Below are 16,721 nucleotides of genomic sequence, written 5' to 3' on the forward strand. Positions count from 1 at the left end.
TCCAGCTCCCTGCTCTCTTCCGCGACCGGAATTTCGACAACCAACACCCTGACGCTGAACGACGGTTCTTCCACAACTGCTGTTATTTCCGGCTCCACGCTGGCAGTCACGGCTGGTACCACCGTTCAGGACCTTCTCGATACCATCGAGGGCGTTGCGGGCGTTCGTGCGGAATTCGATGAAGGCACCGGCGAGGTCACCGTCTATTCCAACGACTCCATCGCTCTGCAGAATGACGTCTCGACCACTGCTGAGCTGGTCGCAGTGACCGCGGCAGCGTTCACCACGACATCGGACACGCTGATCGACAGTGGTTCCTTCGATACGGGCGACACGCTGACACTGACCGATGGTAACGGCTACGAACTCGGCTCGTTCGAGGTCGATGAAGAATCCTCAGTCACCGACCTGGTGAACTTCATCAATGACTTCAGAGGCGTATCGGCGGAATTCAATACTGCGACCGGCCGGATAGCGATGGAAAGCGAGACTGACCTTACGCTGGCCAGCGACAATACCAACTTTGCCGCGGACAACTATACGGCGGACAGCGATGGTGTGACGATTTCCGCACTGAGCGACTCCGGGTTTGCAACGGACGGTGACATCAACCGGGTCATCGACAGGCTGAACAACGGGCTTTCGACCCTCCGGTCCCAGGCATCCGAGTTCGGTACAAACCTTTCAACAGTCGAGATTCGTCAGGATTACACCAAGACGATGATCAACACTTTGCAGGAAGGTGCAGGTCTCCTGACCCTGGCGGACACCAACGAGGAAGGTGCGAACCTGCTGGCACTTCAGACCCGTCAGCAGCTTGCCTCAACGTCACTGTCCTTCGCCTCTCAGGCAGATCAGACGGTACTGTCCCTCTTCTAGGCTGGCTAGAATCAGTCAGACTGCGAAGACACGAACACACAACAGGAAACGGCGGGCCCAAAGCCCGCCGTTTGCTTTTTGTGCTTTTCCGCTCTTCGGGCACCTGAAAATTTTCGGTTGAATTTCAGGCACTTAAAAGAAAGCTTTTGGTAACTTTTATTTACAACAGGTTAATGAGTGCATCACCGATTAACTTTCCCTTTAGTTTTACGCCATTGGTACCGAGTCTTCTTGCTCCAATGGAAGGCCAACTTGGCAAGTGCTGAATTAGGAAACGTGGTGAAATCTGATGCCTGATATTGTTCTTTCCAGTGCGGTCCGGGACAATCTCCTGTCGCTCAAACAAACAGCCAGCCTCCAGTCGACCACGCAAGGACGTCTTGCGACCGGCCTGAAGGTGAACACCGCTCTCGACAACCCGAATTCGTTCTTCACGGCGCAGTCGTTGAATGACCGGGCGAGCGATCTGGCCAACCTGCTTGACAATATGGGCCAGGGAGTTCAAACGCTCCGCGCCGCCGACAGTGGCATCACATCGATCACCAAGCTTGTTGAGTCAGCCAAGGCAATCGCCAATCAGGCGCTCCAGACTTCCAGTGAATATGAGCGCAAGCAATACACGAGCCAGTACAACGATCTCCTTCAGCAGATCGAGGACATGGCGGGTGACTCCGGATACAAGGGCAAGAACCTGCTTTCCGGCGCCGGCAATGAGCTGGAAGTGATTTTCAATGAGGATTCGACGTCCAATCTGACGGTCAATCCGGTTGATTTCACCGACACCAGCCTCGATGACGGGCTCAATCTGGACGATCTCGATCCGGGCGGAACCGGAACGTCTTCCTTCAACATAAATGGTGGGGCGGCCACCCTTGACCTCACAGGGCTGCAGGCCTCGTCAAACCTCAGCGACTTGAGTGACTGGGCAGACGGGGATATTGTCTCGATAGTCGACAGTTCCGGCACCACCACATTCACGGTCGGCGCGACCATCACCACCGTGCAGGATTACCTCGACGCTCTGGACGATCTCAGCGGCGTTCACGCCAGCTTTGACGAGACAACCGACCAGATCACGATTACATCCGGCCTGGACAACACATTATCTATTTCGAAGGATGCATCCGGCACCGGCAGTACCGCAACCAACGGCGGCACCGGGGCGACAGGCTCAACAACGCTTTCCGTCACCCCGCTCACCGCGGGTGCAACCCTGATCTCCTCCGGCGGTTTCCAGGCCGGTGACACGATCACGATTACAGACGGCAATGATTTCGAACCGGCCTCAATCGAGATCGATGATGAAACCACGGTCGGCGATCTGGTGAGTTTCCTCAACAACGTCAAAGGCCTGGATGCCACCTTCTCCGGCGGCAGCATCAGTCTGATCGGCGAAGTGTCCTTCGATATCTCCAGCGACAATGCGGACTTCAACAGAACGACGCTCGCCGCCACGAGTGGCACGGTCGGCCTTACGGCGGCTGCATCCGAGTTCAAGACCGATACGGATATCGACCGGACCCTTCAGGCAATCAACGCGGCTCTGGACGAACTCCGGTCGGCGGCCAGGGCCATGGGAACCGCCCTGTCCACGGTCGAGATCCGGACCGACTTCACCGAGCACATGATCAACACGCTTGAGGTCGGTGCCGGTAATCTGACCATTGCCGACATGAATGAAGAAGGCGCGAACATGCTGGCGTTGCAGACCCGCCAGCAGCTTTCATCGACTGCGCTGTCGCTGGCGAACCAGGCGGATCAGAGCGTTCTGAGCCTGTTCGGTTAACACCTACAGTGTTTATCTCTAATATGCACCAAGCGGGTGTTAACCAATTCGTTAACGATTCGGACGATACTCAGACGTGGAGGTCACGGAATGGCGCTCAAGGTTGAGCTGAAGCCGGGGGAACGAATTATTATTGGTGATAGTGTTATCACCAATGACAACCAGCGGACTCGCCTTTTTATTGAAGGTCAGGCGCCCATTCTGCGAGAAAAGGATATTCTCACACTCGCGACTGCGGATACCCCGGCGAAACGCGTCTATCTGGCCGTTCAGCTGATGTATCTGTCAACGGATGTAGAGAGAATTCAGGAGAATTACTTCACCCTCGTCAACGACATCGTGAAAGCGGCGCCCAGTACGATCCCTTATGTAACCCGGATCAGTAATGCGATAATAACCGGCGCGTTTTATAAAGCACTGAAAGAAGCACGAAAGCTTATCGAGTATGAAGGGACGCTGATCGGTCATGTACAAGCAGGCAGCGCAGGCTTACCAGAAAACGAGCCAGGTGGCGATGTCACCGAGGGAGCTGGAAGCGAATCTGCTGATGAAAGCCGCGGCACGGCTCCAGTTGATCAAGGATGAATGGCAAGAATCATCGCTTGCAGAGAAGGACGATGCGCTCGTTTACAACCGCAAGCTCTGGACCATTCTTGTAACGTCGGCGACCAGTTCGGAAAGCGAGTTGCCTCAAGACATCAAAAACAACATCGCCACGCTGGGGGTGTTCATTTTCAAACAGACAATCACAATCATGACAGACGATGACGCGGGCAAACTCACCTCCATCATCGGGATCAACAGGGCCATCGCGGAAGGCTTGCGGTCGTCGCCGGAATAGGCTTCAGATTTAACAGGACTTAAGCTCGAAGCTATTGATTAAACAATAAAACCCTTGCTCTGAGCGGAGATGCCCTAGCGCAGTTGAATATGAAGGCCGGTGCGAAATTCGTATCGGCTTTTTGTTTGCCGGCAAGACCAACAATCGTCCTCAAGCCCTTGTGTCGAGGACACCCGGGGCAAGCCGGGGTTTTCCGGATCAGGTGATCAAAGAGGCATGTGAGCCGCAAATGCCGGCCGGATTTGCTGGAGCGGCCTGCCTTCTTATACCAGCCGCAATAAATAAGAACCTACTTGACCATGACATGAGCGCGTTCCGCGAGGAGCGTGTCGCAGGGCGATGCGGGGCATCGACCAAGACGCGCAACGCTGAGCCCCGGGGCCGAGATTTGCCGGAACCTGCTCCGGTATATCAGAAGGCCCCTCGTCAAAACGATATCCCAAACAAGCGGCAACGGGAGCAAGCCCTGCATCTCCACCCCGTTGCGCCCGGAAAATCATCCGGGGCACAATCATGATCGGCTCGATTTCAAGGAATGACGCGCCCACGCTCAGGAGCGTTACGAAATAGACCGCTGAGCCTACAGGTAATCGGAGAGCGACAGATTGAAGATGATCGCGGAGGCCCGGTAGGATACTTCGATATTGTTCTGCAACGTCAGGATCTGCGCGGCGACCAGTTCCTGGTCGATACCCTCGATCTCGGCGATGGTGCCCTCGTAGCTGTTCTTGGTCTGACTGTGCCGGTCATCAGTCAATGACATCGTGCGGTGCGCAATCGCAATGTCTGTCGAAATGTCCACGATGCCGGACTGATCGACACCCTCGGGCTGCAGGATTGTGCGCATGTCCTTCGACAGGGCGTTGTAATATTCCTCGTCCGTCGACGTCGCGCCGGAAAAATCGGCGGCCAGGAAGGTCGCCAAAGACTGCACCAGCTCCTTGAGCGGGTCCTCGTTGGCCCGCACACCGTAATTCACGGACAGGCTCGTATCGACAACGGCATTCTTGTCCGTGCGCGGATTGTCGGTTGCCGTGTTACGTCCTGTGTACCATTCAACCGTGGTCGATCCACCGGCGACCATAGCGGTCGCGGTGTCGTATGGTGGGCCATCCACGCGCTGCGGCTCTTCGCCCGCGAAGGTGCTGAAGAACTCGTCCGACGCCCATTCGTCAGAAACCGCGCGCAGTGTCGTCATCGCCTGTTTTTCGATTTCATCGGCGACCGCATCGCGCAGGTTTTGCGCGGTCTCCTCAAGATCGGCACCGACGACGAAAGTCCCTTCCGCTTCGTCCGTCAGGGACGCCGTCAGTTCTATCGAGATCGTTTCCGCATGATCCGGCGGCAGGCTCAGCTCGATCGTTATAGTTTCTCCCAGCACCGGCTGGCCTGTAAAGGCGATATCGACGTTATCCGGATCCGCCGCGGCCGGGCCGGTAATCGTTACGTTGGTAAGCGACGACGATACGGAAGCGATATCGAATCCGAAGTCATGTGCGCCATCTTCCGCAATCGAAAAAGTGGAATCGGTAGGATCCCCAAAACCGTCGTAATTCGTCGTCAGCGCCGAAATCGTCGTCCGCCCCGTATTGGTCGCACCGAGATTGGCCTCCGCGAATTCGCTCATGTAGGTTCGCAAGCCGTCGAGACCACCTGCGCCATCCAGGATAGTGTCCATGGAAGCAACCGGGCTTTCTATGGCATCGGTGCCGCCGAAAACGTAGTAACCCGCGATTTCGGTGTTGAGAATGTTGAGCGTTTCATTCAGCAGAAGCTCGGCCCGAGACTGGGTCTGGGTCTGCCCATCGTCCTGAACGACGAAATCGTTGGAATCGAGGGCTGTTTTCGAGTCTCTCCGGATATCTTCCAGGCGTTCGAGTGACAGGTTCATCGTCTCCAGATGCAGATTGGCAACGGTGATCGTCTCCTGGAAGGTCTCGATCATGCCGACTTTCTGTGTCAGCTGAATGTCCAGAAGCCGCCGGTCTCCCACATCGCCGAAAGTGGTCCCGACCTTTCCCGTCGCCAGTTGCGTGGTCTTTTCGGCCAGCAGATCGTTCATCTCGCTGAGCTGACGCGTGATATAGTTTCTGGAGGTTGTGATGTTACCGATCGTCATAAGTCACTTCCCGCACTACACGATTGTCAGGAGCTCGTCGAAGAGATCCTTGATGGTCTGCATGACACGCGCATTGGCCGCGTAGGCATTTTCGAGCTGCACCATGAAGGCAAGCTCCGCATCGAGATCGACCGCGTAGCTTTCCTCGTAGCGGACCGCCAGATTGATGGTCAGCGTTTCCTTCGAATTCGCGAATGTCGCCGCGTCCTGGGCCTGATTGCCCTGGAACGCAACGGTGTGGTTCACAAAGTCCAGAACAGTGCCTTCGAAAGGTGTCGAAGTGCTGCCGATACCCGCTGCCGGATCGAAATAGGCCGTGCCGTTCCTGAGCGCTTCGGACAGAAACTGCGCCCGTGCCGGATCGTTGGTGGTATTCGATTCGGGGGTCGTCTGGTAGTTCACAAGCAGGGAACTGTCGGCGAGCAGGTCCGGATTCACGCCGATCCCGCTGGCGTAGCCGACCCGTTGGCCGCCGTCTTCCAGAGCGTCGGTGAACAGCTCCGACCCGTCCCGTTTGTCGACGAAAATCGCCAGCCCGAGCCCCTGGTCGGAATTGGCGGTGACCGTGACTTCGGCTGACAGGCTTTCGACGCTTGTTGGCGCCGTGTTGTCGCCCAGAATGCGCAGATTGTCCGAACCGTCATTGCTGACAAGAAGCCCGGTGCCGCCCAGCGCGGCAGTGATGTTGGTGATGTAGGTTGCCGGCAAGCCGCTGGAGATATCGATGCCGAAGACGGTGTCGTTGGGATTTGCGGTTGCGGAATTGTCCAGCGGCAGAAGCGTCGGATCGTCCACGGCTACCAGCGTCACCGTCTGCGCATCCCCGGCTGCGTCGGTATATTCCAAAGAGATGGTGTTGCCAGGCTGAAGCGCCGAGACATCCAGGTCGAAGCCTTCGTCAAGACCGACAGTCGCAGCGGTGCCGGACTCGGTGACATTCGAAAAAGCCAGCGAGATTTCCGCGGCGATCGTATCGAGCTGCTTTTGCGCCTCAAGCAGAATATCGTCCCGCAGTTCGGCGGTTGCCAGCATCGAGCCCGAGCGGGATCCGGAAATGAGATCGTAGGTGGTTCCACCGGCAGTTGTCACCAGAACCGAATTTCCGGGCTGTCCCGGCTGCAGGTAATGCGAGCTGTCGTATGTGAGCGTCGAGGCACGGGTATCCGCATAGAGCTGCTGCCCTTCCGCGGTCTGGATGAACAGCGTGTTGTTCTCTTCCTTGGTGACATTCACGTCCAGATAACCGGAGAGCTGCTCGACCAGCCGGTCGCGCTCGTCCTCCATTTCCGCGCTGGATATCTCGGCCTGGGTCGCATCCCGGATCGCCACGTCGATATCCGCGATACTGGCGAGAAGACTGTTCACGGTTTCCGTCTGGCGCGCCAGACTGTCGTCGGCTTCCTGACGCAGGTCCGTTATCTGGCTGTAGGACGAGTTGAGCTCACGGGCGAAGGCATCGGCAAGCGCGACCACGTCGCTTTGGGCTGCGAAGTTTCCCGGATCGTTGACCAGAAGAGACAAGGAGGAAGTCAGTTCACCGGCCAATACCGAAAGACCGCTGCTGTCGTCCCGTGTCCCGAAAATATCGTCCAGGCGATCGGTAAAGTCGGAAATTTGCCGGGCGTAACTGGTATCGGCGATCGAGTTGAAATAGTCCGTCTGGATCTGTTCGTCGACGATCCGCCGCACTTCCGTCGCCGTGACACCGGAAACATTGCCCAGGGTATCGAAATACACATTCGCCGAAACGGTCTTTTTCGAGTATCCGGCCGTGTCGGCATTCGCGATATTGGCCGCCGTAACGTCCAACTGGCGCTGATTGTATTTGATTCCGAAGACCGCGGTATTCAGGGCACTTGTCAGTCCCATGGCGGTTTCTCCCAGGGTTACGCTGCGGCTTGGCCGAAAGAACCGGCGGGTCGAAACCCGCCGGCGAGCTCAAATTACCTGACCATGTTCAACGCGCTGTCGAGCATCTCATCGGCTGACGTGACGATCTTCGAGTTGGCTGAATAGGCCTGCTGCGTGATGATCAGCTTTGAGAATTCGTCCGCGATATCCGCGTTTGAAAGCTCCAGTTTGTTGGAACGGATCTGTCCGCCGCCCGTCAGATCCGGATCACCTGAAGACGAGGTTGCCGCGAAAGCGGCCCCGTCCACGCGCTGCAGGTTCTGCTCGGCCTCGAAGGTCGCAAGTGGGATCTGGAAGACCGGGCGCTGCTGGTTGTTGGAATAACTCGCGATCACCCGGCCGGATTGATCGACAGCGACCCCAACCAGTTCACCGGCTGCATAACCGTCCTGATCGAGACTGACGGAACTCGCCGAACCGTCCGCGTCCGAATATTGGGTCAGCGCGCCGCCACCGAAGGATATCTCCACATTGGAAACGGTCGTTCCACCGATGTTCAGGCTGGCGATGGTGAAGTTCTCGTTGGCGAAGTCGGCGGTACCGATGCCCAATGTACCGTCCATGCTGCTCAGCTCGCCGGTGTCGTCGAACGTCACTTCCCCGACATTGTACCAGGTGTCCCCGGTATCTTCACCAGTCGCGATATACATGTTCCAGGTGTCTTCGACAGGTACGCCGGTATCCTCGTTCACCGTCTTGGCGTAGCGCACCTCGACGTTCATCGCCGTACCGTTCTGGTTATAAATGCTGATCGACCCGCCGGAGATGGAGCTGTCGAGGAAGTCCTGATTGTTGGTATCAGCAACATTGCCGGTACCGACGGACGCGTTCAGCAGCGCCGATGCATCGGTATCGGCATAATCGTTCGGCTGCGGGATACGCGGCAGGTTGGCCTGGTAGTCAATCGTCGTGGTTGCGGAAGCTGCCAGCGGCTGGTTCTCCACCCGGATCACCGAGGCTGCATCGCCGATCGCATTGCCTGTTTCAGGGTCGAGAGGAAAACCCTGCAGATAATATCCGGCGCCGTTGATGAGATAACCTTCCTGGTCGCGCTCGAAATCGCCGGCGCGTGTATAGAAGGTCTCTTCGGCAAATGACGTCGAGCCGTCGATGACATCCGAAGCCCGGGTCACGACGAAATAGCCCTCGCCGTTGATCGCCATGTAGGTATCCACGTCGACATCCGTAATGTCGCCCTGGATCGTGTTGGTGGCACGTGAAGTGGACGTGGTGGTACCGGACACCTGCGCGGCCTGGGTATAGCCGCCGCCGGAGACCAGATCGGAGAAAGTCGTATCGAGCCGTTTGTAGCCGGTTGTCTGCGAGTTGGCGACGTTACCGGAGATATTCTCCAGCGCCGTTGCCTGCGCAGTCAGTCCGGAAACCGCCGTATTGATAGCCCCATAAATACCCATGTTACGTCCTCTTGATAGATTGGGCACGATTGACGAGAGCTTGCGCCCCTATTCGGCCCCTTACCCGCAAGGGCCGTGCCAAGTTTAAAATTCGATTTTTTATCAATTTAATTCAATGACTTGAAAGATAAGCCCGTTGATGAGGACACAACAACCACCCGGCAAGCATCAGCGTAAAGGGCAAAAAATTCCCGCCCCGATGGGCAAGACTGTCCATATGCACAGGCCGCGCACTCGGTCCCTTTACGCACTTGCGTCCTGAAGCCGGGCCTGCCACTTTTCGCGCAACGAATTCAAGATGGACGGCCTCATGCGTTTCGAAGGAACTGAAGACTACATCGCCACGGAAGACCTCCGTATTGCCGTGAATGCGGCCGTTGCGCTGGAGCGGCCGCTGCTGATCAAGGGAGAACCCGGGACCGGCAAGACCGTGCTCGCGCAGCAGGTTGCTTCGGCGCTGAACGCGTCCCTGATCGAGTGGCACGTGAAATCCACGACCAAGGCCCAGCAGGGCCTTTATGAATATGACGCGGTCTCCCGTCTGCGCGACAGCCAGTTGGGCGATGAACGTGTCAAGGACATCAACAACTACATCCGCAAGGGGAAGCTCTGGGAAGCGTTCGACGCGCCGCAAAGGCCGGTTCTTCTGATCGACGAAATTGACAAGGCGGATATCGAATTCCCGAACGACCTTCTTCTGGAACTCGACCGCATGGAATTCCACGTCTACGAGACGGGAGATACTGTCCGTGCAAGACAGCGGCCGGTGGTGATCATCACGTCCAACAATGAAAAGGACCTCCCCGACGCCTTTCTGCGCCGGTGCTTTTTCCACTTCATCAAGTTTCCGGACGCGGAGACCATGACCGAGATCGTGGAAGTCCACTTTCCGGACATCAAGAAACGCCTGCTTTCAGAGGCTCTGCGCATGTTCTATGATGTCAGGGACGTGCCCGGTCTCAAGAAGAAGCCGTCCACTTCGGAACTCATCGACTGGATCAAGCTGTTGCTCAACGAAGACGTCGATCCGGAAACCCTTCGTCAACAAGACGGTGCCAAACTGATCCCTCCGCTGCACGGCGCTCTCTTGAAGAACGAGCAGGACGTCCATCTCTTTGAACGTCTCGCGTTCATGTCGCGCCGGGAGCGGACCTGAACGCGAAGAGGAGAATGCCTTGGCGAGACGGCTCCAGATCCTGCTTCTGCTGGTGGCTGCAAGCCTGTTACCGCATGGCCTGATGCCGGAACCCGCCGGCGCGCAGGTTCCGCCGGAGCAGGATGCGGGCTGGCAGAGTGACGTCGGCGGCCTGCGCCATTTCACAGGCCTGCGCTGCCCGGACATGATCGGCAGCTTCAATCGCATCAAGGTCATCCAGGGAGATGCCGTCAGCCTGGCCGGCTGCATCTACACCGGCCGTGACGGCATAACCGCCGTGCTTCGCAATCATCTTGAAACGACCGGCCGCCGCGAGGCACTTACATTTTCACGCAGCTACAAGGCCGCCGGGTTTGAGCCGATCAAGCTGTCGGGCGCCGCCGCATCGGGCACGTCCTTCCGCACCCGCAGTTGGACGCCCACAAGCTTGTGCGAAACCTTGTGGTACTTTTCCGGCGACCAGGCCGATTATACCCTATGGCTGTCCTACACGTTACCGACTCAGGAAATTGAAGTCGGTCCGGCGGTGGCGGCCTTCACCCGGGCCCTCGCCAGCCAGAACTGACAGCGACACGACCCTGACCATTTGCGGGCACCCCGCGATGGCAAGAGAAAATCCGGAAACATGACATGCGGCTACTTCTTCTCAGACATGCCAAATCCGATTGGGGAGATGACGGTATCGCGGACATCGACCGCCCGCTGAACAGCCGTGGCAAGACTGCAGCGGTGACGATAGCCCGTTACATGAAGGACGCCGGCCTGCTGCCCAATCAGATCCTGTGTTCAACGGCCCAACGCACGCGCGAAACGCTCGCGGGGCTTCTGCCTTTCCTCCCGCAGGAGGCCCAGATCCACCTGATCTCCAACCTTTACCAGCAAAGCGAGGACGACTATTCAGGCCTCATTCGAAAACATGGCGGCAGGGCGCAGAACCTGATGGTGATCGGTCACAATCCGGCGACAGAAGACACCGCACTCAGTCTGACCGGGACCGCCGATGCGCAGGCCATGTCCGACCTACAGGAAAAATATCCGACCGGGGCGCTGGCCGTGATCGACTTCGATATCGCCGAATGGGCAGAGCTTCATCCCAAAACCGGCCATCTGGAACGCTTCACCAGACCGCGCGACCTGAAAGACGCCGCCGACTGAACGCCTGCCTGCCCCTCCCAATACCGCGGCGTCCGCGATAGCCCGCATTTGCACTTGCCCGTTCCCGCGCTTACATGAACGCGCTGGAGGCGCTCTTGAACCCATTGACGACATTTGCCGAAGAAACCCGGCTGACACTCGCGAACCTGACCGATGCGGTCGGTGATCTTGCCGTACCGAGCGTGCGCCTGGGCGTGACCGGTCTTGCCCGCTCTGGCAAGACGGTATTTCTGACGGCTCTGGTCCACAACCTGGTCCACGGTGGACGTTTGCCTGTGTTCAGCGCGGCGGCTGGCCACCGCATAACCGGCGCTGGCCTCCAGCCCCAACCGGACGATGCGGTGCCGCGTTTCGACTACGAGGCCCATGTCCGGGCCCTCGTCAGCGACCGCATCTGGCCGGATTCGACACGCCAGGTTTCCGAACTGCGGCTGACCATCGACTTCGAGAGCGCATCCTATTTCTACAGAAAACTCGGACCGGGCCGTCTGCATGTGGACCTGATCGACTATCCCGGCGAATGGCTGCTGGACCTGCCGCTCTTGAACAAGGACTACGCTGCCTTTTCCGCGGAAGCCCTCGTGCGGGCCAGGGCGCCCAACCGCAGGAAGATCGCCGCCCCGTTCCTGGAAGCGCTGGCCGTGATCGATCGCGATGCCGCGGAAAGCGAAACGGCCGCACAGACGCTTGCTGCCGCGTTCAAGTCCTACCTGGCCGCCTGCCGGGAGGATACCCATGCCCTGTCCATGCTGCCGCCCGGACGGTTTCTGATGCCCGGTGACCTGGATGGCTCTCCCGCGCTGACATTCGCCCCTCTCGACATCCCTGCGGATGCCGCCCCTGCCCGCTCCGGCACGGTGCGGGCGATGATGGAGCGGCGCTACGAAGCCTACAAGACCCATGTGGTCCGGCCCTTCTTCCGCAATCATTTCGCACGGCTCGACCGGCAGATCGTTCTCGTGGATGTGCTTCATGCCATGAATGCCGGACCTCATGCGATCGCCGACCTTCAGGCGGCCCTGGGCGAGGTTCTCGGCGCGTTCCGGCCCGGCAAACGCAGCTGGCTGTCCTCGATCCTGACACGGCGCATCGACCGCATCCTGTTCGCCGCCACCAAGGCGGACCATCTGCACAGAAGCGATCATGACCGGCTGGAGGCTATCCTCAGGCGGCTGGTCGCCCGGGCGGAGGAGACGGCCCGCTTCAAGGGGGCGGAGGTGGACGTCATCGCCCTGGCCGCCGTGCGCGCGACCCGGGAGGCAACCGTCAAACATCGGGGCGAAGCGCTTCCCGCGATCCTCGGAACGCCGTTGCCGGGTGAGCGCCTCAATGGCGATACCTATGACGGCGAAACGGAAATAGCGATGTTTCCCGGGGACTTGCCTCAAAACCCTGAATCAGTTTTTGGACAGGTTGATTCAGTCTCTGAAGACCTCCGCCCGGACTTTCCGTCAGCCCAGTCAGATCTCCAGTTCCTGCGGTTCCGTCCTCCGGAGCTGGACACCACGGCCGAAGGGCTGACATTGTCATTGCCGCATATCCGTCTCGACCGCGCCCTTGAATTCCTGATCGGAGACCGTCTGGCATGACCGGGACCACTCCCTCCTCCGGCCGCAAACCGGCCGCCTTCCGCCTTGACGATACCAAGGTGCGGATGACCGACGACGACACGAGGACACCCTCCGCCGGCGAAGCCCTGATCACGCAGATGTCCGCTGAAGACGAGGAGCCCCGGCTGCCGCGCACTGCAAGCACGCCGAAAACCCGGTTCCGGTTCGGCAAATGGCTGCTTGTCGGCCTGTCCGGACTGGTATCGCTCGCCATCGGCCTGGCGGTGGACAGCCTCATCCGCGACCTCTTCACGCGCACCGACTGGCTGGGCTGGCTGGGCCTTGCCCTGGCTGGGCTGGCTGCGCTCGGCGTGCTGGGATTGGCAGCAAGGGAAATCGCCGGCCTCTTGAGGCTCTCCCGCATCGATCATCTGCGCGACCGGTTGCAGCAGGCTGCCGACACGGATGATAGCAAGGCGGCCTCTTCCGGCCTGAAAGAGCTGCTTGCGCTCTATCTGGACAGGCCCGAGACAGCTCATGGCCGCAAGCTGCTCGCCGGTCACATGCGTGAGGTGATCGACGGCGAGGATCTTGTAAAACTTGCCGAACGCGACCTGCTCGCACCGCTGGATCTGGAAGCGCGCCGGATCGTGATGAACAGTGCCAAGCGGGTCTCGCTGGTCACCGCCGTCAGTCCCAGGGCACTGATCGATCTGCTGGCGGTCCTGTTTGAAAACCTCAGAACCATCCGCCGCCTGTCGACACTCTACGGCGGACGGCCCGGCACACTCGGGTTTCTGCGTCTTGCGAGACATGTGGTGGGCCATCTGGCCGTTACCGGAGGTATGGCGGCTGGTGACAGTCTTGCTTCACAGGTTCTGGGTCACGGTCTGGCGGCTCGTCTGTCGACACGGCTCGGCGAAGGCGTCATCAACGGCCTCCTGACCGCCCGCATCGGCATTGCAGCGATAGCCGTCTGCCGCCCCGCCCCCTTTGTCGCCACCACAGGCCCGACGATCTCCGAGTTCATGGGCGAATTGATCTCCTCCACTGAAAAACCGGAAAAAACCGCGTCAAGCCCCGGAGAAGGCGATCGGGCGGGCAGCAGACACGGCCGGGACCCGAAGGCCTGATGACAGCACGCCCGCGGGCTCCGGGCCGCTGTGCGCAGAAACACGTCTTGAAGCTCTTGTCCTGCCAGTGACCACGGTTTGAAAGGACGGAGAGGAAGGCGACGCCTATCCGGGCAGGCGTAAAATTCCCGCCTCGACAGTCCACCGGCGCGCCGCTATTTTCCTGTCATGTTCATCAATTTCTTCACCGAGCTGAAATCCGCCGGAATACCGGTCTCAATGCGCGAATATCTGACGCTTATGGAAGCGCTGGACAAGGATCTGGCGGAAAAGAGCGTCGAGGACTTCTACTATCTTGCCCGCCTCTGCCTGGTGAAGGACGAGAGCAATCTCGACAAATTCGACCGGGTCTTCGCGCATGTATTCAAGGGCCTGGAGCTGTTGAGCGACGTCCCTGCGACCGACATCCCCGAAGACTGGCTGCGCAAGCTCGCCGAAAAGCATCTGAGCGAAGAGGACAAGGCGCAGATCGAGGCTCTGGGCGGCTTCGAAAAACTCATGGAGACCCTGCGCGAGCGCCTGAAGGAACAGGAAAAACGCCACCAGGGCGGCAACAAATGGATCGGGACGGCCGGAACCTCCCCCTTCGGCGCTTATGGCTACAATCCGGAAGGCATTCGCATCGGCCAGCACGAGAGCCGTCACCGGCGCGCGGTCAAGGTCTGGGACAAGCGGGAATTCAGGGATTTGGACGACACGCAGCTTCTGGGCTCACGCAATATCCAGGTAGCCCTCAAGCGCCTCAGGAACTTCGCCCGCACCGGGGCGGCCGACGAACTCGACCTCGACAGCACCATCCGCTCGACCGCTCACAAGGGATTGCTCGATATAAAGATGCGCCCGGAACGGCACAATGCGGTCAAGGTGCTGCTGTTCTTCGATATCGGCGGTTCGATGGACGATCACATCCGTGTCTGCGAGGAACTGTTTTCCGCCGCCCGCTCGGAATTCAAGGTCATGGAGCATTTCTACTTCCATAACTGCCCCTATGAATTCGTCTGGAAGGAAAACCGCCGCCGCCATACCGAGCGCTTGCCGACCATGGACGTGCTGCACAAGTATCCCGCCGACTACAAGATCATCTTTGTCGGCGACGCTTCCATGAGTCCCTATGAGATCGCCTATCCCGGCGGTTCGGTGGAACACTGGAACGAGGAACCGGGATCGGCCTGGATGCAACGTCTCACCGGGCTCTACAAGAACGCGATCTGGCTCAACCCCGTGCGCGAGGAACACTGGGGCTACACCCAGTCCATCCAGATGCTGAACGAGTTGATGGAAGGACGGATGTTCCCGATGACCCTGGAGGGTCTGACCGAGGGGATGAAGGAACTGGCGCGCTAATACATAGTGTAATTCCGGCGGCCACTCTCCTTTCATGCCTCTTGGGGCGTGTGCTACGACCCCGCATCACAGGCTCAGGAGAGTGGCCGCCGGAATTACGCTATGTATAAAACACGTCAGTCGCCGCGCAGGACCATCACCGAGCAAGGTGCATGACGCACGATATGCGCCGCGTTGGAGCCGATGAAATAGGTCGAAAGCCCCGGCTTGTGAGACGTCATGAGAATGAGATCGCAGCCGGATTTTTCGGCTTCCTCGATCACCTCGTGATAAACGGTGCCCATGCGAACCTGACTGTCGACCACCCCGGAAGGGACCTCCAGCTTTGCAGTGATTTCCTCAAGTATGAGCGTCGTTGCCTCAACTTCCCGTTTTTGCCAGCCCTCCGGCAATTGGCTCGCCACGAAGCTCTGCACTTCCGGACACACCGCCAAAAGATGGATCTTGGCGCCATAGTCCCTGGCGAGTTGTGAGGCTTTCGCCAGGGCCTCCTCCGCGAAGCCCGGTTCGGCGGTATCCAGGGGTACGAGGATTTTCTTGAACATGGCTCTTGTCTCCGGCGTGTTGTTTCGTCCAACCATCGCCGTGGACACCGAGCGCCGCCATGAGCCAGATCAATCCGGATTGCTGCCGCCGAAATACCGTCCGGGCGTCACCCCGAAGGACTTCTTGAATGTTGCGACGAATGCGCTCGGGCCTTCGTAACCCAGCTTGTGGGAAACATCGGAGACGCTGCGCCCGCAGGCCAGCAGTTCCAGTGCGCGGAACAGCTTCACCTGCCGGCACCAGGTCCGGTAGCTGAGCCCGGTTTCCGCCTTGATCCGCCGCTCGAAGGACCTGACGGAGGTGGCGCAGCGCTCGGCGGCCTCGCTGAGCGAGGGCACATCGGCCGGACAGCGCACCACGTCGTCACACAATTGCCTGAGCCGCGCCTCCTGCGGCATGGGAAGCTGCAGCCCCGCTGCGGGCAGCATCTTGAGCTGGTCGAGAATGACGGCGGCGATCCGCGCAGCCGGCCCCTCTTCCGTTTCGGCACGCGCATAGGACATGAACTCCAGGATCAGCGCGCGCAGGAGCGTCGTGACCTGCATGACCTGCGGCGACTGCGGCAGGTTCCTGGCATGTTCGAACTGGACGTAGATGTAGCGCAACTCGGTGTCCGTCAGGTAGCGCGTCTGATGGCTGACCCGGGGTGGCAGCCACACCGCACGTTCCGGCGGCACGAAATAGGTGCCCATGTCCGTATCAATCGCGATCGATCCGTTCACCACATGAAAAAGCTGCGCGGCATCATGGGCATGCCAGCCGTTGTTCTGCCCCTGCAATTCGCTCCGCGCATAACCGATGATCGGCGCGGCGACCGCATGCCTGGGGAACTCCGCCAGCTCAGGATGAATGCGCATGGTCTGCCCCGGCCTTCACGCTTGTTGAA

The 16,721-nt window shown here is 59.1% G+C and carries 15 protein-coding genes; 10 read left to right on the plus strand and 5 right to left on the minus strand.

The genetic code is table 11. From position 1 onward, the window contains the following. The 4 genes from OA90_RS22040 to flaF form a co-directional block, all read left to right on the plus strand. The coding region (locus OA90_RS22040; protein WP_279625828.1) for a flagellin at positions 1 to 879 on the plus strand (879 nt) is incomplete at its 5' end. Positions 880 to 1,168: 289 nt separating this feature from the next. Continuing rightward, entirely contained in the window at positions 1,169 to 2,665 is a 1,497-nt protein-coding gene (locus OA90_RS22045) for a flagellin (RefSeq protein WP_068417624.1), read from the plus strand. 90 nt (positions 2,666 to 2,755) lie between these two features. Then, positions 2,756 to 3,250, plus strand: coding sequence for a flagellar biosynthesis repressor FlbT (flbT, locus tag OA90_RS22050; RefSeq protein ID WP_068417626.1), 495 nt, complete (start codon positions 2,756 to 2,758; stop codon positions 3,248 to 3,250). Beyond that, positions 3,180 to 3,506 carry a flagellar biosynthesis regulator FlaF gene (gene flaF / locus OA90_RS22055; protein ID WP_068417630.1) on the plus strand — a complete coding sequence of 109 codons (327 nt, stop codon included), beginning with the start codon at positions 3,180 to 3,182 and terminating at the stop codon, positions 3,504 to 3,506. The genes flbT and flaF overlap by 71 nt, the downstream gene beginning before the upstream one ends. Positions 3,507 to 4,086: 580 nt before the next feature. On the opposite strand, the gene OA90_RS22060 is transcribed toward flaF, so the two are convergent. The 3 genes from OA90_RS22060 to OA90_RS22070 all read right to left on the minus strand — a co-directional run bounded on the left by OA90_RS22060 (position 4,087) and on the right by OA90_RS22070 (position 8,951). Then, a complete protein-coding gene (locus OA90_RS22060; RefSeq protein ID WP_068417633.1) occupies positions 4,087 to 5,625 on the minus strand; it encodes a flagellar protein in 1,539 nt (512 codons plus the stop codon). Positions 5,626 to 5,640: 15 nt separating this feature from the next. Continuing rightward, positions 5,641 to 7,494, minus strand: a complete 1,854-nt coding sequence (flgK, locus tag OA90_RS22065) for a flagellar hook-associated protein FlgK (protein WP_068417636.1) — start codon at positions 7,492 to 7,494, stop codon at positions 5,641 to 5,643. A gap of 74 nt (positions 7,495 to 7,568) precedes the next feature. Then, positions 7,569 to 8,951 (minus strand): flagellar hook-basal body complex protein, encoded by a 1,383-nt coding sequence (locus OA90_RS22070; RefSeq protein WP_068417639.1) that lies wholly within the window; start codon positions 8,949 to 8,951, stop codon positions 7,569 to 7,571. Positions 8,952 to 9,261: 310 nt separating this feature from the next. Between OA90_RS22070 and OA90_RS22075 the strand changes: the two genes are divergently transcribed. The 6 genes from OA90_RS22075 to OA90_RS22100 all read left to right on the plus strand — a co-directional run bounded on the left by OA90_RS22075 (position 9,262) and on the right by OA90_RS22100 (position 15,289). Then, on the plus strand, positions 9,262 to 10,107 hold the full coding sequence (locus OA90_RS22075; protein ID WP_068417825.1) for a MoxR family ATPase: 846 nt from the start codon (positions 9,262 to 9,264) through the stop codon (positions 10,105 to 10,107). 19 nt (positions 10,108 to 10,126) lie between these two features. Then, the gene (locus tag OA90_RS22080; protein WP_068417642.1) at positions 10,127 to 10,672 is read left to right on the plus strand and encodes a hypothetical protein; all 546 of its coding nucleotides are present in this window, start codon (positions 10,127 to 10,129) and stop codon (positions 10,670 to 10,672) included. A 65-nt stretch (positions 10,673 to 10,737) separates the two neighbouring features. Continuing rightward, positions 10,738 to 11,262 (plus strand): histidine phosphatase family protein, encoded by a 525-nt coding sequence (locus OA90_RS22085; RefSeq protein ID WP_068417646.1) that lies wholly within the window; start codon positions 10,738 to 10,740, stop codon positions 11,260 to 11,262. Between the two features lie 95 nt (positions 11,263 to 11,357). Then, positions 11,358 to 12,851 (plus strand): YcjX family protein, encoded by a 1,494-nt coding sequence (locus tag OA90_RS22090; RefSeq protein ID WP_208986248.1) that lies wholly within the window; start codon positions 11,358 to 11,360, stop codon positions 12,849 to 12,851. After that, positions 12,848 to 13,945, plus strand: coding sequence for a TIGR01620 family protein (locus OA90_RS22095; protein WP_068417652.1), 1,098 nt, complete (start codon positions 12,848 to 12,850; stop codon positions 13,943 to 13,945). The genes OA90_RS22090 and OA90_RS22095 overlap by 4 nt, the downstream gene beginning before the upstream one ends. A gap of 168 nt (positions 13,946 to 14,113) precedes the next feature. Continuing rightward, complete coding sequence (locus OA90_RS22100) at positions 14,114 to 15,289, plus strand: VWA domain-containing protein (protein ID WP_068417655.1); 1,176 nt, start codon at positions 14,114 to 14,116, stop codon at positions 15,287 to 15,289. A 116-nt stretch (positions 15,290 to 15,405) separates the two neighbouring features. Here OA90_RS22100 and OA90_RS22105 read toward each other — a convergent pair whose 3' ends face one another. Both OA90_RS22105 and OA90_RS22110 read right to left on the minus strand, forming a co-directional pair. Continuing rightward, positions 15,406 to 15,834: a universal stress protein gene (locus tag OA90_RS22105; protein WP_068417658.1), complete on the minus strand. Its 429-nt coding sequence runs from the start codon at positions 15,832 to 15,834 to the stop codon at positions 15,406 to 15,408. 69 nt (positions 15,835 to 15,903) lie between these two features. Then, positions 15,904 to 16,692, minus strand: coding sequence for a helix-turn-helix transcriptional regulator (locus tag OA90_RS22110; RefSeq protein ID WP_068417660.1), 789 nt, complete (start codon positions 16,690 to 16,692; stop codon positions 15,904 to 15,906). Between the last annotated feature and the right edge of the window lie 29 nt (positions 16,693 to 16,721).

This window comes from Labrenzia sp. OB1 (assembly GCF_001624695.1).
Classification (GTDB): domain Bacteria; phylum Pseudomonadota; class Alphaproteobacteria; order Rhizobiales; family Stappiaceae; genus Roseibium.